The following is a 21025-nucleotide window of genomic DNA, read 5'->3' as shown; positions in this document are numbered from 1 at the left end:
CGGCGGCCCGGTCGGCGGACGCCGCCGCTCTAGACTGGTCGGCATCCCACGAACCGATCGACGGAGCACCATGCCTGACATCACGAGCGAGCAGGTCGCGCATCTGGCGCACCTCGCACGCATCGCACTCACGCCGGACGAGATCAGCCGCCTGACCGGGGAGCTCTCGCAGATCGTCGAGAGCGTCGCCAAGGTGAGCGAGGTCGCGACGCCCGACGTGCCCTCGACCAGTCACCCGATCCCGCTGCAGAACGTGTTCCGACCGGACGAGGTCGGCCAGACGCTGACGCAGGAGCAGGCCCTCGCGGGTGCGCCGGACTCCGACGGCTCCCGGTTCCGGGTCACCGCGATCCTGGGAGAGGAACAGTGAGCGCCGAGATCACCGGGATGACCGCGGCGGCGCTCGCCGACGCGCTCGTCGCCCGTGACCTGTCGAGCGTCGAGGTCACCCAGGCCCACCTGGACCGCATCGCCGCCGTCGACACCGACGTGCACGCGTTCCTCCACGTCAACGAGTCCGCGCTCGCCGTGGCCCAGGCCGTGGACGCTCGACGCGCCGCGGGTGACGCCCTCGGCCCGCTCGCCGGGGTGCCCGTCGCCATCAAGGACGTCCTCTGCACGCAGGACATGCCCACGACCTCCGGCTCGCGGATCCTCGAAGGCTGGGTGCCGCCGTACGACGCCACAGTGGTCGCCCGGCTCCGCCAGGCGGGCATGGTCCCGCTCGGCAAGACCAACATGGACGAGTTCGCCATGGGATCGTCGACCGAGTTCTCGGCGTACGGTCCCACGCGCAACCCGTGGGACCTCGACCGCATCCCGGGAGGCTCGGGGGGCGGCTCCGCAGCGGCCGTCGCCGCGTACGAGGCACCGGTCGCGCTCGGCAGCGACACGGGTGGATCGATCCGCCAGCCGGGTGCGGTGACCGGAACGGTCGGTGTCAAGCCGACGTACGGCGGCGTGAGCCGCTACGGTGCGATCGCGCTCGCGTCCTCACTGGACCAGGTGGGGCCCGTGTCACGGACGGTGCTCGACGCCGCGCTCGTGCACGACGTCATCGGCGGACACGACCCGCGCGACTCGACGTCCCTCACCGACGCCTGGCCGTCCTTCGCGGACGCCGCTCGCTCCGGTCTCCAGGACGGCACCCTGGCCGGGGTCCGGATCGGCGTCGTGAAGGAGCTCGGTGGCGACGGCTTCCAGGCCGGCGTCACGCAGCGCTTCACCGAGACCGTCGCCCTGCTCGAGTCGGCAGGGGCCACGGTGGTCGAGATCGACGCGCCGAGCTTCGCGTACGCGATCAGCGCGTACTACCTGATCCTCCCGGCCGAGGCCTCGTCGAACCTCGCCAAGTTCGACTCGGTCCGGTTCGGCATGCGCGTCACGCCCGCGGCCGGTGGCACGGTCGAGGACGTCATGGCGGCAACGCGCGAGGCCGGCTTCGGTCCGGAGGTCAAGCGCCGCATCATCCTCGGCACGTACGCCCTGAGCGCCGGCTACTACGACGCGTACTACGGCAGCGCGCAGAAGGTCCGCACGCTCGTGCAGCGTGACTTCGACCGCGCCTTCGAACAGGTCGACCTGCTCGTCAGCCCCAGTGCGCCCACCACGGCGTTCCCCCTCGGCGAGAAGATCGACGACCCGCTCGCGATGTACCTCAACGACCTCACGACGATCCCCGCGAACCTCGCCGGGATCCCGGGCATGAGCATCCCCATGGGGTTGGCACCCGAGGACGGCCTGCCCACGGGCGTGCAGCTCATGGCACCCGCGCGTCAGGACGCCCGCCTCTACCGGTACGGCGCGGCGCTCGAGCGTCTGCTCGAGGACTCGTGGGGGCGCACCCTCATCTCGCAGGTCCCCGACCTCGACGAGACTCAGCAGTCGGCAGCGGAAGAAGGCGTGATCTGATGGCCAAGGACGCACTCATGGACTTCGACGAGGCGATCGAGCGCTTCGAGCCCGTGCTCGGGTTCGAGGTCCACGTCGAGCTCGCGACGAAGACCAAGATGTTCTCCGACGCGCCGAACTTCTTCGGCGGCGAGCCGAACACCAACATCACGCCGGTCGACCTCGGGCTGCCCGGGTCGCTCCCGGTCGTGAACGAGCAGGCCATCCGCTACTCGATCAGCCTCGGTCTGGCGCTCGGCTGCTCGATCGCCGAGTCCTCGCGCTTCGCCCGGAAGAACTACTTCTACCCGGACCTGGCGAAGAACTACCAGATCTCCCAGTACGACGAGCCCATCGCGTTCGACGGGTCGGTCGAGGTCGAGCTCGCCGACGGCACCATGTTCACGGTGCCGATCGAGCGTGCCCACATGGAAGAGGACGCCGGCAAGCTGACGCACGTCGGTGGGGCCACGGGCCGCATCCAGGGCGCCGAGTACTCCCTGGTCGACTACAACCGAGCGGGCGTGCCGCTCGTCGAGATCGTCACGCGTCCCATCTTCGGGGCGGAGCACCGCGCGCCCGAGCTCGGTGCCGCCTACGTGCAGACCATCCGCGACGTCGTCCGGGCGCTCGGGGTGTCCGAGGCGCGGATGGAGCGCGGGAACCTGCGGTGCGACGCGAACGTGTCGCTGCGCCCCCGCGGGCAGGAGCGCCTGGGGACGCGCACCGAGACGAAGAACGTCAACTCGTTCCGCGCGGTCGAGCGTGCGGTGCGCTACGAGATCCAGCGGCAGGCCGCGATCCTCGCCAACGGCGGGACGATCACGCAAGAGACCCGTCACTGGCACGAGGACACCGGCCGTACCTCGGCGGGGCGTCCGAAGTCCGACGCCGACGACTACCGCTACTTCCCCGAGCCCGATCTGCTGCCCGTGGTGCCCGCGCCCGAGCTCATCGAGGAACTCCGCGCGGCCCTTCCGGAAGCCCCGGCGGCGCGCCGTCGGCGTCTCAAGGCCGAATGGGGGTTCGCGGACCTGGAGTTCCAGGACGTCGTGAACGGCGGTCTGCTCGTCGAGGTGGAGGAGACCGTCGCCGCCGGCGCGCAACCGCAGTCCGCCCGGAAGTGGTGGACGGGCGAGATCAGCCGCATCGCCAACGCCCAGGACGCCGCTCCGGCCGATCTCGTGTCGCCCACACAGGTGGCCGAACTCATCGCGCTCGTCGACACCGGGGACCTCACGGACCGGCTCGCCCGTCAGGTGCTCGAGGGCGTCATCGCCGGCGAGGGGTCGCCGGCCGAGGTCGTCGAGTCCCGCGGCCTGAAGGTCGTGTCGGACGACACCGCGCTCATCGCCGCGATCGACCAGGCGCTCGGTGCCCAGCCGGACGTCCTGGGCAAGATCCGCGACGGCAAGGTGCAGGCCGCCGGTGCGATCATCGGCGCCGTCATGAAGGCGATGAAGGGCCAGGCGGACGCCGCCCGTGTCCGTGAGCTGGTGTTGGAGCGCGCGCAGGCCTGACCTCGCGCTGCCCGGCGGTACGGCCGAGATCGTCGTCCCGCCGCCACGAGGCGTGACCCCGTGGTCAGTCCCGATCCGACGTTCCCGGATCGCATGGCGACCACGGGGTGCATCGTGCCTGGGCGGTGCGCGGGGGCCGGTGGCAGGATGAATCGTGCCCGCAATCATCCGCGCCGTCGGTACGGCCGTCCCGCCCACCACCCTCGACCAGCGGGCGGTGCAGGGGCTGTTCGCGGCGCAGCCGGCGTTGAGTCGGCTCGGACAGCGCATCGTCGGGGCTGCGTTCGGTGCCTCGGCGGTCGACCAGCGGCACACCGTGCTCTCCGAACTCCTCCACGAGGGCGCGAGCGACTTCGTCGATGAGCACGGCGTCATCCGCTCACCGTCGACCCGGTTCCGCAACGACCGCTACCGCGAGACCGCGCTCCCGTTGTTCGTCGCCGCTGCCGCCGACGCGCTCTCGAAGGCGGACATCGCGGCCGACCAGGTCACCCACGTCGTCACGGTGTCCTGCACCGGGTTCACGCAGCCGGGCCCGGACCTCGCCGTGGCGACGGAACTCGGCATGCGACCGGGGGTGTTCCGCCACCACATCGGGTTCATGGGCTGCTACGCCGCGTTCCCGGCACTCCGGACCGCGGCGGCGTTCTGCGCCGAGGACCCCGACGCCGTCGTGCTCGTCGTGTGCGCGGAGCTGTGCACCCTGCACATCCGGGCCTCCGACGACCCGGACCAGATCGTCGCCAACAGCGTGTTCGGTGACGGAGCGGCCGCGGCGGTCGTGACACCGGACCTCCCGGACGCGCGGTTCACCGCGGAGCCGGACCCCGACGCGCCCCTGGCCCTGCGGCTCGACGCGTTCGCGTCGTCGGTGATCCCGGAGGGAGCCGGCGACATGGCGTGGAACATCGGCGACGAGGGCTTCGAGATGGTGTTGTCCTCGGCCGTGCCCCACCTCATCGAGCAGCACGTGGCAGAAGCCGTGGCGCCGGTCCTCGCGGCGATCGAGTGTGACGACGCGACGTCGGTACCGCTCTGGGCGGTGCATCCGGGCGGCCGGGCCATCCTCGACCGGGTCGAGGACGAACTGCAGCTGCCCGCGATGGCGATCGACGCCTCCCGTCGCGTGCTGGCCGAGCACGGGAACATGTCGAGCGGCACCGTCTTGTTCGTGCTCGACCGCATCCTGCAGGACGGGGCGGAGCCCGGCAGCCGCGTCGTCGCCCTCGCGTTCGGCCCGGGACTGACGGTGGAGACGGCAGCGCTCGAGGTCGTGCGAGCGTGAACGCGGCGGTCGGGACAGGCCCGGATCTGCAGCACCGGCGGGGCGCGCGCGTCTTCGGCGAGCCCCTGCGTCCGGACCTCAGCGTCCGAGCGACGGACCTCGCCGAGGTCATGGACGACCCCGCATGCGACCCTCGTGCCCTCGACCGGACCTTCCGGCGCTTCGCGATCGTCAATCCGCTCGTCGGCGGCTGGCGCGGGGTCTGGCGGCGGTTCGTGCGGCCGGTCCTCCCGGTCGAGCGGCCCGCGCGCGTGCTCGACCTCGGATGCGGCGGCGGCGACGTGGCGCGCTCGATCGCGAGGTGGGCGCACGCCTCCGGACATCGCGTCGAGGTCGTCGGCATCGACCCCGACCCCCGGGCGATCCGGGCGGCGGAGCGGACGACCACCGACGGCGTGGTCTTCCGGCGGGCGTCGAGCGAGGACCTCGTCGCGGCGGGGGAGCGGTTCGACGTGGTGGTGTCGAACCACGTCCTGCACCACCTCGACGATGCGGCACGGGCGGCGTTCCTCGCGGACTCGGTGACGCTCGCGACGCGCCGGGTCGTGCACAGCGACATCCGACGCTCGGCGGCGGCCTACCGGGCGTACGCGCTCGGGGTCGTACCGGTGGCCGCCGGGACCTTCGTCCGCGTCGACGGGCTGCGCTCGATCCGTCGGAGCTACACCGCGGGCGAGTTGCGCGGCGTCCTGCCCGAGGGGACGCCGTGGCACGTGGTCGAAGCGGCACCCCATCGCCTGCTCGCCGTGCACGACGCCTGAGCGCGACGAGCGCGACGAGCGACGAGCGACGAGCGCGACGAGCGGCGGAACGCGACGAGCGCGGCGTCGGCGTCACCGCCGCGTCGCGTGGGCCGGGCGGCTGACCACCGCCCGCGCTCCCGGCCCACGCACCGCCGCTACGGGCGGAGCAGCACCTTGACGGCGCGGCGCTCGTCCATCGCCGCGTAGGCCTCGGCGGCCTCCTCGAGGGGCAGTTCCAGGTCGAACACGCGCCCCGGGTCGACGGCGCGTGAGAGCACGTCGGGCAGCAGCTCCGGCAGGTAGGCGCGCACCGGGGCGACCCCACCGGCGACGGTGATGTTCTTGCCGAACAGGAACGACATCGGGAGCTCCGGGCCACCCGCCGGCACGCCGACGTACCCGACGGCGCCGCCGGGCCGCACCACGCGCAGCGCCTGGTCCATGCTCTCCTTGGTGCCCACGGCCTCCAGGGCGCAGTCGGCGAGCTCGCCGCCGAGCAGGGCGCGGACCTCGTCGATGCCCTCGTCACCGCGGGTGGCGACGATGTCCGTCGCACCGAACTCGCGCGCGATCCGCTGGCGGTCCTCGTGGCGGCTCATCGCGATGATGTGGTCGGCGCCGAGCCGGGCAGCCGCGAGCACGGCGCACAGGCCGACCGCGCCGTCGCCGACCACCACGACCGTCTTGCCGGGGCCGACCCCAGCGGAGACCGCGGCGTGGTGCCCGGTCGAGAAGACGTCCGAGAGCGTGAGGAGCGAGGGCACGAGTGCGTCGTCGACGGGGCCGGGGACGACCACGAGGGTCGCCTCCGCGTCGGGGACCCGCACGATCTCGGCCTGGGCGCCACCCATCGGGTGGCCGTAGGGGTCCTGCTTGCCGCCGAACACCGAACCGTGTTCGCAGCTCGACGTGATGCCGTGGCGGCACGCCTGGCAGGTCCCGTCGTTCGTCGTGAACGGCGCGATGACGAAGTCGCCGGGGGCGATGGTCGTGACCGCGTCGCCGACCTCGGTGACGGTGCCCACGAACTCGTGGCCGATCGTGTGCGGCTCGACCGGGCGGACGCCGCGGTACGGCCAGAGGTCGGAACCGCAGACGCAGGCGGCGACGACCCGGACGACGACGTCGCCCGGCTCGATGATGGTGGGGTCGTCGCGGTCCTCGACGCGGATGTCGCGGGCGGCGTGGATGACGGTGGCACGCATGGGGTGGCCTCTCGGGGTGGGGTGGATGCTCCCGGCACCACGACGCACCGCGCCGCCGGGCCGGGGAGGGGATGCCTCGACGTTACCCTCGGCGGGTGCAATCGGGATCCGGCGACGACCGCTACGGCTCCGACGTGCTCGCCGGGGACTGGCGAGCACAGGGACGGAAGACGGTGCGGGAGGTCCCGCTCGAACGGGACATGGTGCTCGAGGACCCCGCGTCGGGGTGGGCCGGCGCGGTCGTCCGGCTCGAGGCCGGTCTCGTCGAGCTCGAGGACTGGAAGGGGCGCACGCGCTCGTTCCCCGCGACGGGGCAGTTCCTGCTCGAGGGGGAGCTCGTGCGGCTCGGGCGTCCCGCCGCGCCGATCGGCGGGCGCGCCGCGAACCGGCCGGGAGGCGCGGCGCCCGGCATCGGGACCGCCGACGGTCGGGCGCGCACCGCCTCCGGCAGCTTCGCGGTGGGACCACAGCGGGCGCGGGTCGCCCTGCCCTCCCGGATCATGGTGGAGGGCCGCCACGACGCGGAACTCGTCGAGAAGGTGTGGGGGGCGGACCTCCGGATCGAGGGTGTCGTCGTCGAGTACCTGTCGGGGGTGGACAACCTCGCCGACGTCCTCGAGGAGTTCCGGCCCGAGCGTGGACGCCGCGTCGGGGTCCTCGTCGACCACCTCGTGCCCGGGTCGAAGGAGTCTCGGTTCGCCGACGCCGTGATGCGGGGCAAGTGGGGTCGGCACGTCCTCGTGGTGGGGCACCCCTACGTGGACGTGTGGCAGTCGGTGAAGCCGGCGCGACTCGGACTGCGCGAGTGGCCGACGATCCCGCGGTCGATCGAGTGGAAGCACGGCATCTGCGACGCGCTCGGGTGGCCCCACGAGTCCCAGGCGGACATCGCGCACGCGTGGCAGCGGATCCTCGGGCAGGTGCGGACGTACGCCGACCTGGAGCCGGCGTTGCTCGGCCGGGTCGAGGAGTTGATCGACTTCGTCACTGAAGCAGCTTGATCCTGCGGGCTCGCAGGCTCGCGCTGCGGTCCTGCACAGAGATGGGTTCTGCACCGTTCGGTGCGGGACGGGGGCGCACCGGGCCTCCCGACCGTACCCTTGAGGGGTGGACGGGATCGACGGGCGCGTGCGGACCGCGGTCGACGTCTGGCTCCGCTGGTTGCCGCGGTGGCAGATCGGGTCGGCCCGGCCACGGACGCGCATCTGCCGGCGCTGCGTGGGGTCCCCGATCGCGACCGCGGCGGGGTTCGGTCCGGACGTGCCGCATCCGGTCCAGCACGCGCTGATCGGTCGGGTCTCGACCATCATCGACGACGCCGTGGACGACTACACGGCCAAGAACCTGCCGCTGCTCAAGCGTGAACTCGACCGCTCCGACGCACGGAAGCGGTCCGCGGGGTACCAGCCGGCCGACGGACTGTCGCCGGAGTTCCAGGGTCTCGACGTCGACCCGGAACCCGAGCCCGGCTCGCCGTTCCTGTTCACGCTCGCCGAACTCGCCGGCACCGGAGCCCAGGCGACGTCGCCACGGGAACCCCTGTCGGACGAGGCCAAGGCCGCGCTGCACCACGAGATCGCGCTGTCGGACGAGTGCGCTCGGGCCACCGGGACGGCGGTGTGCCTCGCGCTCGTGGAACACCGCGACCGCATCGCCGAGGCCATCGAGCGCCTGGTGGAACCGCAGATCGAGGCCCTGGTGTCCGACATGTTCCGCGGGCTCGACGTACCGGGCACGCCCCCGCGCGGCGGCCTGTTCTGATCGTGGCTGTCTTCGGGCCGGCACGGATGGGGGTGCCGACCGCCGCTCGGTGTCGGTGCACGAGTCGGTGCGCGACAATGGCTTCGTGACCACACGCACCTTCGGCTGGCTCGCGGCCGTGATCGACGTCGTCCTCGTCGTCGTCTTCGCGCTCATCGGACGGCTCTCGCACGGCGAGGGGGCCACGCCCGTGACGCTGTGGATCACGGCCTACCCGTTCCTCGCGGGCTGGGCGATCGCCTACGTCACGAGCGGGGCGTGGTCCCGGCCGCTGGCGCTGTGGCCGACCGGTGTCGTGGCCTGGATCCTCACCGTGCTCGTCGGCATGGCGATCCGGGTCACCGCGGGGCAGGGCGTCGAGCACGGGAATCCGTTGCCCGTGTCGTTCTTCATCGTGGCCAGTGTGGTCCTCGGGGTGTTCCTGCTCGGCTGGCGCGCGATCGTCGGGCCGATCGTGCGGCGGGGCGAGCGCCGTGGCGCGGCCGTCGCGCACGCCTGAGCGGCGATTCACAGCGCGTCGGCGGCGGCTCGCAGCGTGAGCTGTCCGCGATGCGGTGCGGCGCGGCGCGGCGGTCCGCCTGCCGGCGCCCGATGACCAGCGGCGCCCCGAAGCAGCGGCGACCGCTGACCAGCGGCGCCGCGCCCCGCACCAGCGGCGACCGCTGACCAGCGGCGCCCCGAAGCAGCGGCGCCCCGAAGCAGCGGCGCCCAGAGCCAGCGCGGCGACGAGTGACCAGCGGTGACAATTCAGGAGTCCTGGTGCGCGGCGGGGGTGTGCCATGCCTCCCGGCTCGGTGTTCCTGCGTTGTCGACCGGTGGGGTCTGACGCGGGGCGAGGTGGACTCCGTGCGCCAGGCGCGAGTTGCAGGCGAGGCGCGGCCTCGGCCGCGAGGTTCTGGGCCGGGGCTGGGATTCGCGGCTGTGCGGCCGTGGCGGCGGAGGTGGGGCCTCCAGGGCCGGGGGTGACAATTCAGGAGTCCTGGTGCGCGGCGGGGGTGTGCCGTGCCTCCCGGCTCGGTGTTCCTGCGTTGTCGACCGGTGGGGTCTGACGCGGGGCGAGGTGGACTCCGTGCGCGAGGCGCGAGTTGCAGGCGAGGCGCGGCCTCGGCCGCGAGGTTCTGGGCCGGGGCTGGCATTCGCGGCTGTGCGGCCGTGGCGGCGGAGGTGGGGCCTCCAGGGCGGGGGTGACAATTCAGGAGTCCTGGTGCGCGGCGGGGGTGTGCCGTGCCTCCCGGCTCGGTGTTCCTGCGTTGTCGACCGCCGCGGTACGGGCAGAGCGGGGGACACCGGTGCGGCCTGGAACGGACCGGGGGCGGGGGGCGCAAGCCGTCCTCTCGGGACCGCGCCCGCGCTGCCGACCGCCCGCCGCGCGCGCCTGGCGCCTGCCGCCTCGCGCCCGCGCCTGCCGCCTGCCGCCGGCCGCGCGCGCCTGGAGCCTGCCGCCTCGCGCCCGCGTCTGCCGCCTGCCGCCGGCCGCGCGCGCCTGGAGCCTGCCGCCTCGCGCCCGCGTCTGCCGCCTGCCGCGCGTACCCGCGCCCGCCGCCCACGCGCTCGCCCGCCGCACCCGCGTTGGGCCGCGACAACGCCCGCGTCCGCGCGCCGCCGCTACTCGACCCCGATGTCCTCGTTCCAGAGCGTCGGCTCCTCGGCGATGAACGTGCGCATCATGGCGACGAGGTCCGGGTCGTCCAGGATCGTGACCTCGACGCCCTGCTCCCGCAGCCAGTCGTGACCGCCGGAGAACGTCTCCGCCTCACCGATCACGACGCGGGAGATGCCGAACTGCTTGACGAGGCCCGAGCAGTACCAGCAGGGCGACAGCGTCGTGACCATCGTCGTGCCCGAGTAGCCGGGCTGCCGTCCGGCGTTGCGGAACGCGTTCGTCTCGGCGTGCATCGACGCGTCGTCGTCCTGCACGCGCCGGTTGTGGCCGCTGCCGAGCAGGGTGCCGTCGGCGGCGAACAGCGCGGCGCCGATCGGGATCCCGCCCTCGACGAGCCCCTGCTCCGCCTCGGCGCGGGCGACGGCCAGCTGCTCCTCGGCGGTCGTGAAGCGCGGCCCGGCGCCGACCGGTTCCGGGCCCGCCGCGGTGGCCGGGTCGTCCGCCACGGCACCGAGGCCGGACGCCGCTGCCGCGTCCTGCACCGATCCACCGGGGACCGCCGACGGGGCCGCGTCGCCGCTCGCTCCCTCGGCCGGGAGGCCCGTCACCGGGTCCCTGGGATCACCACCGGGATGCCGCACGGTCGGCTCCTGCGGCTCGGCCGGCTCCCGCGACTCGGCCGGCTCCTCGACGTCGGTCATGCGACGTCGTCCGCGCCGTCGACGCCGATGACGGTGTCGGACGCCTCGGCGAGCGGACCGCCGACGGCCGGCTTCGCGACGCGGAACAGCAGGAAGTACGCCACGAACGCGACGACGAACCCGACGAGCGGGGTGAGGTCGCCGACCGGGGTCGCCTTGGCGACGGGACCTTCGTAGAACGTCTGGTTCGAGAACAACCACACGGACAGCACGCCGCCGACGAGGAACGCGGTGATGCCCGCCCAGTTGCGGTACCGGACGCGGTCGGGGATGAACTGCGCGATGGACGTGCCGCGACGCAGGATCCGGTCCGCGAACACGACCCCGAGCCACGGCGCGATCCAGTAGGCGATGACGAGGAGGAAGTTCTCGTACTTCTCGCCGGCGTCGGGCAGGGCCCAGAGCGCGACGAAGAACCCGATGATGCCGAACCCGACGGCGACGATGGCCCGACGCAGTCCGAACCGGATGCGAACGCCCGCGGCGAGGAACGACATCGCGCCGGAGTAGATGTTGAGCGAGTTGGCGGCGATGGCGCCGACGGCGATCGCGATGAGCGTCAGGTCGCGGATCACGACCGGGAGGCTCGACGTGAACGACCCGGTCGGGTCGCCCGGGTCGAACCCACCGATGGTGACGGCTGCCGCGCCCGCCGCCATGAGGACGGTGCACGACACGAAGTCGCCGATGCCCGCGGCCCAGCCGGCGGTGCGGCGGGACGCGCTGGCGGGCAGGTACCGGGTGTAGTCGGACGCGTAGGGGTTCCAGCCGGCGGCGTAACCGAACGCCGCGCTCACGGTGAGGGTGAAGCCGGCGAAGGAGTAACCCCCGCCCTTCGGGGTGTACTCGAGGTGGGCGTGGGAGAAGATCACGATCGTCGCGATGAGGAAGATGATCCCGAGGATGTACGACGCGTAGCGCTCGAACACCTGCACGAGGTCGTGGCCGACGAACGCCACGGCGACCTCGAGCACCACGACGATGATCAGCGCGAGCCACGTGCTCATGCCGGTGAGGGTCGACAGCGCCAGCGCGCCGGAGACCGAGTTCGTGGCGAACCAGCCCAGGCCGGCCATGATCGTGTTGATGCCCGCCGGCAGGATGTTGCCGAGGAACCCGAACGCGGTGCGGCTCAGCACGAGCTGTGCGAGACCCTCACGCGGCCCCCACGTCGACAGGATGCCCTGTGTCAGCGACCCGAGTGCGTTGCCGAGGATGAGGGCGATCATCGCCCAGCGGAAGTCGAGCCCGAAGAACAGCACCGCGATGACGCCGACGTAGATCGTGGCGAACTCGAGGTTCGGCGCGGTCCAGGTGGCCGCGAGCTGCCACGGGGAGCCGTGACGGGCGGAAGCGGGGATGGCCTCGATGCCGCCGGGTTCGACGCGGCTCGGGCGGGCGTGCACGGGGGACGGTGCAGTGGTGGTCACCGAGGAAGCCTACGAGCGCCCGCGGCCGGCCGGGGTCGTGATGGCCGGTTCGTCACACGCTCTTTACACGGCGGCGCGAGGCCGTCGCCGGTTCCCAGCATGCTCCCAGCGCTCTCCGGTCGACTCTGAGCACGTGTACAGCGGACACGGCGGCCGTCGCCGTAGTGTCGGACGCCCCGACGGGCTCTGCTCGGCGTCACACGAACGGAAGGCACACCATGGGATTCCTCGATCGACTGCTCGGGCGCGAGGACCGATCGCAGCCGGGCGGCGGCCGACAGGCATGGCCGACGAACGCCGACCCGTACGGGCAGCAGTCCGCCGCGGGCTACCGCTACGGTCAGCAGTCGTACGACGTGCCGCCGGGTGCTGCGCGTACCGCCTCCGCGGGATCGTCGACGCCCCCGAGCGAGGACGAACTCGCGGTGGAGCGCTACCGCTACCTCCTGCGTACGGCACCGCCCGAACGCATCGAGGACGTCCACGCCGAGGCCTTCGCCCGGTTGACACCCGAGCAGCGACGCATGGTGTTCGACGAGTTGTCGCGCACCGCGCCCGCCGGTGAGGCTCCTCGCGCCGACGACCCCCGCTCACTCGCGCAGGCTGCGACGCGGTCGGAGATCCGGCAACCGGGCACCCTCGAGCGGTCGCTCGGCGGTTGGGGCGGTGGGTACGGGGGTCGCGGCGCGTACGGCGGTGCGAGCGCGTTCGGCGGCGGGTTCGGCGGGTACGGGAGGTCCGGGTCCGGTTTCGGGAGCATGCTCGGTGCCTCGCTCCTCGGCTCCGTCGCGGGCTACGTCATCGGGTCGACGATCATGAGCGCCTTCCTGCCCGAGCCCGGCATGTTCGGTGAGCCGGTCGACGCGAGTGGGGCGGACGACGGGGGTGACGGCAGCGGGGCGGACGGCACCGACGTCGGCGCGGACGGCGGCGGCTACGAGGCCGCGGGCTGGGACTCCGGATCGGGCCTCGACGCGGGGTCCGACTGGGGTGGAGGATTCGACCAGGACCTCGGCGGGTTCGACGTCTGAGGTCATCGGCCGCACCGGTCGCGCGGCCGCACACGAGGAACACCGGGAACACGCGTCGAAGGAGTCGCCGTGCCGTTCATCGAAGCCGTCGGGCTGACGAAGACCTACCGCGCGAAGACCGGGCCGGTCCATGCCCTGGCGGGGCTCGACCTCGCCGTGCCCGAGGGCAGCGTCACCGCGTTGCTCGGCCCGAACGGCGCGGGCAAGACGACCGCCGTCAAGGTCCTGACGACCCTCACGCGCCCGGACTCCGGACGCGCGACGATCGCGGGGACCGATGTCGTCACGGAGCCCCAGCGCATCCGACGGCGCATCGGGGTGTCGGGTCAGTACGCGGCCGTGGACGAGAACCTGACGGGGTTCGAGAACCTCGACATGATCGGGCGGCTGTACCACCTGGGGCGGTCGGCTTCGCGTCGTCGTGCGCGGGAGCTCATCGAGGCGTTCGGGTTGACCGAGGCCGGCGACCGGCCCGTCAAGGGGTTCTCGGGCGGGATGCGCCGGCGGATCGACCTCGCCGGCGCGCTCGTGGCGAAGCCCCCGGTGCTGTTCCTCGACGAGCCGACGACCGGCCTCGACCCGCGGAGCCGCCTCGGGCTCTGGGACGTCATCGAGGGCCTCGTCGCCGAGGGCACCACGGTGCTCCTGACGACGCAGTACTTGGAGGAAGCGGACCGGCTCGCCGACGACATCGCCGTGATCGACGGCGGCCGGGTGATCGCCCAGGGGACGGCGGACGAGTTGAAGAGCCGTGTGGGCGGGCACCGCGTGGTGGTCACGCTCGTGTCGGCGGACGACCGGGCGGCCGCGGCGGCAGTGCTCGAGCGGCACGGGGACGGATCCGTCGAGATCGGTGGGGACGGCCGGACCCTCTCGGTCGCCGTGCGGTCGGGCCCGTCGGCGCTCCGCGCCGCCCTGGCCGAGCTCGCCGAGGCGGGGGTGGACCTCCACGACGCGGGGATGCGACGTCCCACGCTCGACGACGTGTTCCTGCGCCTCACCGGGCACGCCGCGACGACGGAACCCGATGCCGACGCCGGGGACCCGACCACCGCGACGGACGCGACCACGGTGACCGGGCCTCCCCGGCCGGAGGACCGTGCGGCGTCGACGCCGGAGATCCCGGCCTCGTCGGGGACGGCACGGCGATGACCGCGACTGCGCAGCTCCCCGTCGTGCGCGACGGTCGCGTCGCGGCATGGTGCAACGACGGCTGGACCGTGACCCGGCGCAACCTCCTCAAGATCCGCCGCTCCCCGGACATGCTCGTGTTCGCGGTGCTGCAGCCGATCATGTTCGTGTTGCTGTTCAGCCAGGTGTACGGCGGGGCGATCGCCGTGCGTGGTACCGACTACACGCAGTTCCTCATGGCCGGGATCTTCGCGCAGACCGTGGTGTTCGGCGCCACGTTCTCGGGCTACAGCATGGCCCAGGACCTGAAGGAGGGGATCATCGACCGGTTCCGGACCCTGCCGATGAGTCCGTCCGCCGTGCTCGTCGGGCGGACCAACGGGGACCTCGTCCTCAACGGGATCTCGGTCCTGATCATGATGCTCACGGGCCTGGCGGTCGGCTGGCGGGTGCACTCGTCGCCGGGGGAGTTCGTCGCCGGCCTCGTCCTGCTCCTCGCGTTCAGCTACGCGTTCAGCTGGGTGATGGCGCTGCTCGGCATGAGCGTCCGGTCGCCCGAGGTGATCAACAACGCCTCCTTCATGATCCTGTTCCCCATCACGTTCATCTCGAACGCGTTCGTGCCGAGCGACACCCTGCCGCTGGTGCTGCGGGTGTTCGCCGAGTGGAACCCGGTGTCGTCGCTCGTGCAGGCCGTCCGGCAACTGTTCGGCAACGTGGGGAGCAGTCCCGTTCCCGACGTCTGGACCATGCAGCACCCGGTCGCCACGGTGCTCGTCGGCATCGTGGTGCTGCTCGTCGTGTTCGTCCCCTGGAGCGTGCGGAAGTACGCCTCGATCAGCAAGCGGTAGGTCGCTGCGCTTCCCCAGGCGGGGACGCCGCCCGCAGAATAGGCTGCTCGCGCCATGACGACGACCGACCCCCGCCCCTCCCTGCCGGGTCCCGGAGCAGCGGACCACGACGCCACCGAGCCGCGGCTCGACCGGAGCACCCGCCTGCGGCGCTGGATGTTGCAGGGCGCCGAGAGCTCGGGCGCCCACGAGGGCCCCCACCAGGTCGAGGTGGAGCGCACCCACTCGTGGTGGCGCGTGATGTGCCTCACGGGCGTCGACTACTTCTCCACCCTGGGGTACCAGCCGGCCATCGCGGCGCTCGCCGCGGGCCTCCTGTCGCCGATCGCGACGGTGGTGCTCGTGCTCGTCACGCTGTTCGGCGCGCTCCCGGTGTACCGACGGGTCGCGCAGGACAGCTTCCGCGGAGCCGGGTCGATCGCCATGCTCGAGAAGCTCCTGCCGTGGTGGGCGGGCAAGCTCCTCGTCCTCGTCCTGCTCGGGTTCGCCGTGACGGACTTCATGATCACGATCACGCTGTCGGCGGCGGACGCCACAGCACACCTCGCCGAGAACCCCTACACGCCGCACTGGTTCACCGACATCCCCGTGCCCCTGACGCTCGCACTCATCGCCCTGCTCGGCGTCGTGTTCCTCCGCGGGTTCCGCGAGGCGATCGGCATCGCCGTGGTGCTCGTGTCCGTGTACCTCGTCCTCAACCTCGTCGTGGTCGCCGTGGCGCTCGTGCACGTGCTGAGCCGTCCCTCCCTGGCGACGGACTGGTGGTCGGGACTGACCGCACAGCACGCCGATCCACTCGCGATGATCGGGATCGCGTTGCTCGTGTTCCCGAAGCTCGCGCTCGGTCTGTCCGGGTTCGAGACCGGGGTGTCGGTCATGCCACAGGTGGACGGCGGGAACGGGGACGTGCCGGGGAAGCGCCCGGAGGGGCGGATCCGGGGGACCCGGCGCCTCCTCACCACTGCCGCGCTCATCATGAGCTCGTTCCTCATCCTGTCGAGCGTCGTCACCACGTTCCTCATCCCGCAGAAGGAGTTCCAGCCGGGCGGTGAGGCCAACGGCCGAGCGCTCGCCTTCCTGGCTCACGAGTACCTCGGGAGCGTCTTCGGGAGCGTGTACGACGCCTCCACCATCGCGATCCTGTGGTTCGCGGGCGCGAGCGCGATGGCGGGCCTGCTCAACCTCGTTCCGCGGTTCCTGCCGCGCTACGGGATGGCACCGCAATGGGCGCGAGCCGTCCGGCCGCTCGTGCTCATCTTCACGCTCATCGCGTTCGCCATCACCCTGATCTTCAACGCGGACGTCGACGCCCAGGGTGGTGCCTACGCCACGGGGGTGCTCGTGCTCATCACGAGTGCATCGGTCGCCGTGACCCTGTCGGCACGGCGGAAGCGGCAGCGGGGCCGGACCATCGCGTTCGGCGTCATCACGCTCGTGTTCGGCTACACCACCGTGGCGAACGTCATCGAACGCCCCGACGGCGTGCGGATCGCGGCGGTGTTCATCCTGGCGATCGTCGTCGTGTCGCTGCTCTCGCGGGTGCGCCGGTCGTTCGAGCTCCGGGCATCGTCGATCGAGCTCGACGCCGTCGCGCAGCAGTTCGTCGTGGCCGATGCCGACCAGTTCGGGCAGGTGTGCATCATCGCGAACGAGCCGGACGACGGGAGCGCCGAGGAGTACCGGACCAAGGGCAAGATCGAGCGTCGGTCGAGCGGCATCCCCGCGCGCGTCCCGACGATCTTCCTCGAGGTGTACCCGGCGGACTCGTCGGACTTCGAGGAGGACCTCAAGATCGAGGGCGTCGTCAAGCACGGCTTCCGGATCCTCCGCGTGCGTTCGGGCACCGTCCCCAACACGATCGCGTCGACGCTCCTCGCCGTCCGCGACCTCACCGGCGTCGTGCCGAGCATCTACTTCGCGTGGACCGAGGGCAGCCCCATCCGCAACATGGTGCGCTTCCTGTTCACCGGCGCAGGCGAGGTCGCACCGGTCACGCGCGAGGTGCTCCGCGAGGCCGAGCCGGACGTCGCCCGCCGTCCCGTCGTTCACGTGTCCTGAGGCGCAGCGCGGGTGCTCACCATCGCCCGCGGTGCGCAACTCAGGAAGGCGGGCCGGGTGGCGGGCTCGCCGCGTGCCTCCCGGGTCCGTGTTCCTGATCTGTCACCTGCCGGCGCTGTGCTGGGGCGGAGGCCGCGGCGGGCCGCGGGTGCGCCGCGGCCGGCGCCGGGCAGTGCCGCGGCCGGCGCCGGGCTGCGCCGCGGCCAGGGCTGGTGCCGGCGCCGGGCTGTGCCGCGGCCGGCGCCGGGCAGTGCCGCGGCCGGCGCCGGGCAGTGCCGCGGCCGGCGCCGGGCAGTGCCGCGGCCAGGGCCGGGCTGTGCCGCGGCCAGGGCTGGTGCCGGAGCCGGGAGGCGCGGGTCGGGGTCGGCTGGTCGGCGCGCGTCGTCGATGGGGGTGAGGCGGGCGCGGTGCGGCCGTCGTCATGGGTGGCCGATTCAGGGACGCGAGCGGCCGGCGGTGCCGCGGCGTCCCTCCCGGTGTCGTGTTCCTGATCCGTCGTCCGCGGCGCGGCGCGGCGCGGGCTGGGCAGGTCGGCGCAAGTCGGGAGGTGGGGACGTGGTGGGCCCGGCGCGTCCGTCGCCATGGTGTGGCCAAATCAGGAATGCGAGCCCGTTGGTGGCTCTGCAGCGCCCCTCGCGACGGCCGCTTCCTGACTTGTCGCCGGCGGCGGCAGCAGCGGCTACCGCGCGGGGACGTCGGTTCAGGAAAGCGGGTCGGGTGGCGGGCCCGTGGCGTCCCTCCCGGCGTCCGGTTCCTGATTGTTCGTCCGCCAGCCGTCGGGAGGTGCGGCGTGCGCCCGGTACGTCGTGGACGCGCAGGGCGCGGTACGTCTCGTCGCCGGAGGCGGACAACTCAGGAGAACAGGTGGGGTGGCGGGCCTGTGGCGTCCCCCCGGCGTCATTTTCCTGAATTGTCTGCCTGGCAGCTGCTGGCTCCCGGAATCCGCGCGCGACGGCCGTACCACGGGCAGCGCCAATGGACCGCGCGACGCCGCCGGGCAGCGCCACCGGGCCGCGCGACGCCGCCGCTACGCGTCCGCGCCGGTGATGCGGTCCCGCACCTTGCGCCGGAGCACCTTGCCGATCATCGAGCGGGGCAGGTCCTCGACCACCACGACGCGACGCGGCACCTTGTACGGGGCGAGGTGCTCCCGGGCGTACTCACGGAGCGCGTCGGCCGAGAACGTGGCGGGGTCGGTGGGCACGACCGCCGCCACGACCTGCTCGTTGCCGCCCGTGGTGATGCCGACGACGGCGACCTCGCGGACCAGGGGGGAGCGGATGAGCGTGTCCTCGACCTCGGACGGCGAGACGTTGAAGCCGCCCGTGATGATGAGTTCCTTGAGTCGGTCGACGATCGACACGAAGCCGTCCTCGTCGATCGAGACGATGTCACCCGTACGGAACCAGCCGTCGGTCGTGAAGGCCTCGTCCGTTGCGTCTGCGCGCCCCCAGTAGCCCTGGAACACCTGCGGACCCTTGACGAGCAGCTCGCCCGGCTGCCCGACCGGGACGTCCTTCGAGGGGTCGTCCGGGTCGCCGACGCGGATGTCGGTCGACGGGAACGGGAGGCCGATCGTGCCGAGTCGCCGAGCGTCGGAGACCGGGTTCGCCATGATGACGGGGGACGTCTCGGACAGGCCGTACCCCTCGACCAGGACGCCGCCGGTCTTGGCCTCCCACGGCTCGATGACGGCCTGCGAGAGCGGCATGGCACCCGAGATGCCGATCTCGATGCCCCGCAGCGAGACCTTCTTGCCAGCGGCGTGCTCGAGTCGGGCGTAGATCGGCGGCACCGCGGGCAGGAACGTCGGCGGATGGCGCTTCATCGCGGCGAGCACGAGCTGCGGATCGAACGCGGGGAACAGCACGAGCCGCGACGCCATGCTCATCGCGAACGTCAGGCAGAGCGTCAGGCCGTAGGCGTGGAACATCGGCAGGATCGCGTAGACAACGCTGTCACCGGGCTTGATCTGGGGGATCCACGCCCGCGCCTGCGCCGCGTTCGCCAGCAGGTTCCGGTGCGTCAGGACCGCGCCCTTCGGGTTCCCCATCGTGCCGGACGTGTACTGGATGAGCGCCGTGTCGGTGGTCGCCGGGCGGGGGTGCCTCCGGGAGAGCCGGCGGCCGTCGACGAGCGACTCCCAGCGCGTCGTCCCGCGGACCTTCGTCGTCAGCTTCGCACGGGACTCGCGCGCCTTCGCGACGGGGAGCGCGAGCGCCGCCCGGGTGGACCGGGGCATCGCACGCGTCATGTCGACCGAGACGATCGCGTCGAGCGCCAGGTCGATCGGGAAGTCCTGGAGCGTCGCCACCGACTTGTCCCACGCGATCGCCACCTTGGCGCCGTGGTCCTCGAACTGGTGCCGGAGTTCCCGCGGCGTGTAGAGCGGGTTGTGCTCAACGACGATCGCGCCGAGCCGGAGCACCGCGTAGAACGCGACGACGTGCTGCGGGCAGTTCGGCAGGACGATGGCGACGCGGTCGCCCGCTCCGACCCCGAGCTGCTGCAGTCCGTGGGCCGCGCGCTCGATCTGCGCCTGCAGTTCCCGGTAGGTCGTCGTCGCGCCGAAGAACTCGAGGGCGACGTTGCGCGGGTAGCGGGCCGCGGAGCCCTCGACGAGGTCGAGCAACGACCCGGTGGGCTCGTCGATGTCGAACGGGACTCCAGGGGCGTAGCTGCGCTGCCAAGGCCGTGGCGTGTCGGTGCTCACCCGTTCACCCTAGAGGCGGCCCGATGCCCGCGCTCAGGCGACTCCCCGGCGTGCGAGGGACGATCCCTGCATGGTTTCCCTGGCCACGGCGATGCGCGATCGCCTCAACGCCACGTTCACGGGCAGCGCCACCGAGCGGCCCCAGTGGATCGGCGATCTCGAGCACGGCACCGACGAGGGCTTCTTCGGCCCCGACTCCGCGACGTGGGCGGTGCACGCCGGCATGTCCACCATCGTCGCGGGCGTGCGGGCGCTCCTCGTGCAGGCGCTGCACCCGGGGGCGCTCGCCGGAGTCGCCGACCACTCCCGCTACCGCGAGGACCCCTTCGGCCGGCTCGCGGGCACCATCCGCTGGATCTACACCGTCTCGCACGGCGACACCGCGACGGCGACGGCTGCGAGCGAGTGGGTCCTCCGGCTGCACGAGCGGGTCCGGGGCGAGTTCACGGACGCCCACGGCGTCACCCGCCCCTACAGCGCGAACGACCCGGACCTCCTCCGCTGGGTGCACCTGGCGTTCGCGGACTCGTTCCTGCGGACGGCCGAGCTCTGGGGCGAGCGCATCCCCGGCGGCGCCGACGCCTACGTGCGCGAGTGGGCGACGGCAGGGCGACTCATGCGCGTGGACGGGCCGCCGGAGTCCGACGAGGAACTGCGCGCCCAGCTCGACGGGTACCTCGACCGCGGGGACCTCGCCGTCACGGACCGCACGCACGAGGTCGTCTCGTTCATCCGGAACCCGCCCCTGTCCCGGATGCTCCGGCCCGGGTACCGCGTGCTGTTCGACGGCGCGGTGGCGTCGCTCGACCCGCGGCACCGGAAGCTCCTCGGCCTCCGGGCGCCGGGCGTCGGACCGCTGCCCGCGCCGGCGATCGCCTCGACGCGGCTCGTGCTCGACGGCATCGGCAGGGTGCTCGGTGGGCGGAGCGGTACCGAGCGGGTCGCCCTGGCACGCATCGACCGGCTCCGCGCGGAACAGCAGGCGGCCTGACGGACGTGGGCCGCGCCTCCCGACCGGACGGCCTGGATGCGCGGGACGGCTGACAGACGTGGGCCGCGCCTCCCGACCAGACGGCCTGGAGGCGCGGCCCACGACCGCGACG

At 72.7% G+C, this 21025-nt stretch carries 17 protein-coding genes; 13 read left to right on the top strand and 4 right to left on the bottom strand.

All coding sequences use genetic code 11. The features are described from left to right. Positions 1-70 precede the first annotated feature (70 nt). The 5 genes from gatC to DEI88_RS11800 all read left to right on the top strand — a co-directional run bounded on the left by gatC (position 71) and on the right by DEI88_RS11800 (position 5456). Positions 71-370 carry an Asp-tRNA(Asn)/Glu-tRNA(Gln) amidotransferase subunit GatC gene (gene gatC / locus DEI88_RS11820; protein ID WP_111011576.1) on the top strand — a complete coding sequence of 100 codons (300 nt, stop codon included), beginning with the start codon at positions 71-73 and terminating at the stop codon, positions 368-370. A gap of 17 nt (positions 371-387) precedes the next feature. After that, the gene (gene gatA, locus DEI88_RS11815) at positions 388-1911 is read left to right on the top strand and encodes an Asp-tRNA(Asn)/Glu-tRNA(Gln) amidotransferase subunit GatA (protein WP_111013685.1); all 1524 of its coding nucleotides are present in this window, start codon (positions 388-390) and stop codon (positions 1909-1911) included. Further along, positions 1911-3410, top strand: coding sequence for an Asp-tRNA(Asn)/Glu-tRNA(Gln) amidotransferase subunit GatB (gatB, locus tag DEI88_RS11810; RefSeq protein ID WP_111013616.1), 1500 nt, complete (start codon positions 1911-1913; stop codon positions 3408-3410). Before gatA ends, gatB begins: the two co-directional genes overlap by 1 nt. A gap of 154 nt (positions 3411-3564) precedes the next feature. Next, entirely contained in the window at positions 3565-4695 is a 1131-nt protein-coding gene (locus DEI88_RS11805) for a type III polyketide synthase (protein WP_111011574.1), read from the top strand. Continuing rightward, complete coding sequence (locus DEI88_RS11800; RefSeq protein ID WP_258370182.1) at positions 4692-5456, top strand: methyltransferase domain-containing protein; 765 nt, start codon at positions 4692-4694, stop codon at positions 5454-5456. The genes DEI88_RS11805 and DEI88_RS11800 overlap by 4 nt, the downstream gene beginning before the upstream one ends. Positions 5457-5593: 137 nt before the next feature. Here DEI88_RS11800 and DEI88_RS11795 read toward each other — a convergent pair whose 3' ends face one another. Further along, on the bottom strand, positions 5594-6643 hold the full coding sequence (locus tag DEI88_RS11795; RefSeq protein WP_111013615.1) for a zinc-binding dehydrogenase: 1050 nt from the start codon (positions 6641-6643) through the stop codon (positions 5594-5596). A 95-nt stretch (positions 6644-6738) separates the two neighbouring features. On the opposite strand from DEI88_RS11795, the gene DEI88_RS11790 reads away from it, so the two are divergent. The 3 genes from DEI88_RS11790 (at position 6739) to DEI88_RS11780 (ending at position 8903) form a co-directional block, all read left to right on the top strand. After that, positions 6739-7644, top strand: a complete 906-nt coding sequence (locus DEI88_RS11790) for a DUF3097 domain-containing protein (RefSeq protein WP_258370181.1) — start codon at positions 6739-6741, stop codon at positions 7642-7644. A 106-nt stretch (positions 7645-7750) separates the two neighbouring features. Next, positions 7751-8404, top strand: a complete 654-nt coding sequence (locus DEI88_RS11785; RefSeq protein WP_181441161.1) for a spermidine/putrescine ABC transporter substrate-binding protein — start codon at positions 7751-7753, stop codon at positions 8402-8404. Between the two features lie 85 nt (positions 8405-8489). Then, positions 8490-8903: a DUF3054 domain-containing protein gene (locus DEI88_RS11780; RefSeq protein WP_111027714.1), complete on the top strand. Its 414-nt coding sequence runs from the start codon at positions 8490-8492 to the stop codon at positions 8901-8903. A gap of 1106 nt (positions 8904-10009) precedes the next feature. On the opposite strand, the gene DEI88_RS11775 is transcribed toward DEI88_RS11780, so the two are convergent. Next, positions 10010-10708 (bottom strand): nucleoside deaminase, encoded by a 699-nt coding sequence (locus tag DEI88_RS11775; protein ID WP_111037579.1) that lies wholly within the window; start codon positions 10706-10708, stop codon positions 10010-10012. After that, positions 10705-12138: a purine-cytosine permease family protein gene (locus DEI88_RS11770; RefSeq protein ID WP_111071268.1), complete on the bottom strand. Its 1434-nt coding sequence runs from the start codon at positions 12136-12138 to the stop codon at positions 10705-10707. Before DEI88_RS11770 ends, DEI88_RS11775 begins: the two co-directional genes overlap by 4 nt. A 218-nt stretch (positions 12139-12356) precedes the next feature. On the opposite strand from DEI88_RS11770, the gene DEI88_RS11765 reads away from it, so the two are divergent. The 4 genes from DEI88_RS11765 to DEI88_RS11750 all read left to right on the top strand — a co-directional run bounded on the left by DEI88_RS11765 (position 12357) and on the right by DEI88_RS11750 (position 17209). After that, positions 12357-13169: a hypothetical protein gene (locus DEI88_RS11765; RefSeq protein ID WP_111071269.1), complete on the top strand. Its 813-nt coding sequence runs from the start codon at positions 12357-12359 to the stop codon at positions 13167-13169. A gap of 69 nt (positions 13170-13238) precedes the next feature. Further along, positions 13239-14321: an ATP-binding cassette domain-containing protein gene (locus DEI88_RS11760; RefSeq protein ID WP_111071270.1), complete on the top strand. Its 1083-nt coding sequence runs from the start codon at positions 13239-13241 to the stop codon at positions 14319-14321. Beyond that, positions 14318-15151: an ABC transporter permease gene (locus DEI88_RS11755; RefSeq protein ID WP_111071271.1), complete on the top strand. Its 834-nt coding sequence runs from the start codon at positions 14318-14320 to the stop codon at positions 15149-15151. Before DEI88_RS11760 ends, DEI88_RS11755 begins: the two co-directional genes overlap by 4 nt. Before the next feature lie 54 nt (positions 15152-15205). Beyond that, positions 15206-17209 carry an APC family permease gene (locus DEI88_RS11750; protein ID WP_258374910.1) on the top strand — a complete coding sequence of 668 codons (2004 nt, stop codon included), beginning with the start codon at positions 15206-15208 and terminating at the stop codon, positions 17207-17209. Positions 17210-18236: 1027 nt separating this feature from the next. Here the strand turns inward: DEI88_RS11750 and DEI88_RS11745 are convergent. After that, on the bottom strand, positions 18237-19922 hold the full coding sequence (locus tag DEI88_RS11745) for a long-chain-fatty-acid--CoA ligase (RefSeq protein ID WP_111071272.1): 1686 nt from the start codon (positions 19920-19922) through the stop codon (positions 18237-18239). Between the two features lie 70 nt (positions 19923-19992). Between DEI88_RS11745 and DEI88_RS11740 the strand changes: the two genes are divergently transcribed. Continuing rightward, positions 19993-20913: an oxygenase MpaB family protein gene (locus DEI88_RS11740; protein ID WP_111071273.1), complete on the top strand. Its 921-nt coding sequence runs from the start codon at positions 19993-19995 to the stop codon at positions 20911-20913. Positions 20914-21025: the final 112 nt, after the last annotated feature.

It is taken from the genome of Curtobacterium sp. MCBD17_003 (genome assembly GCF_003234885.2).
In the GTDB taxonomy this organism is placed as follows: domain Bacteria; phylum Actinomycetota; class Actinomycetes; order Actinomycetales; family Microbacteriaceae; genus Curtobacterium.
This window is presented reverse-complemented; position numbering and strand designations above follow the sequence as displayed.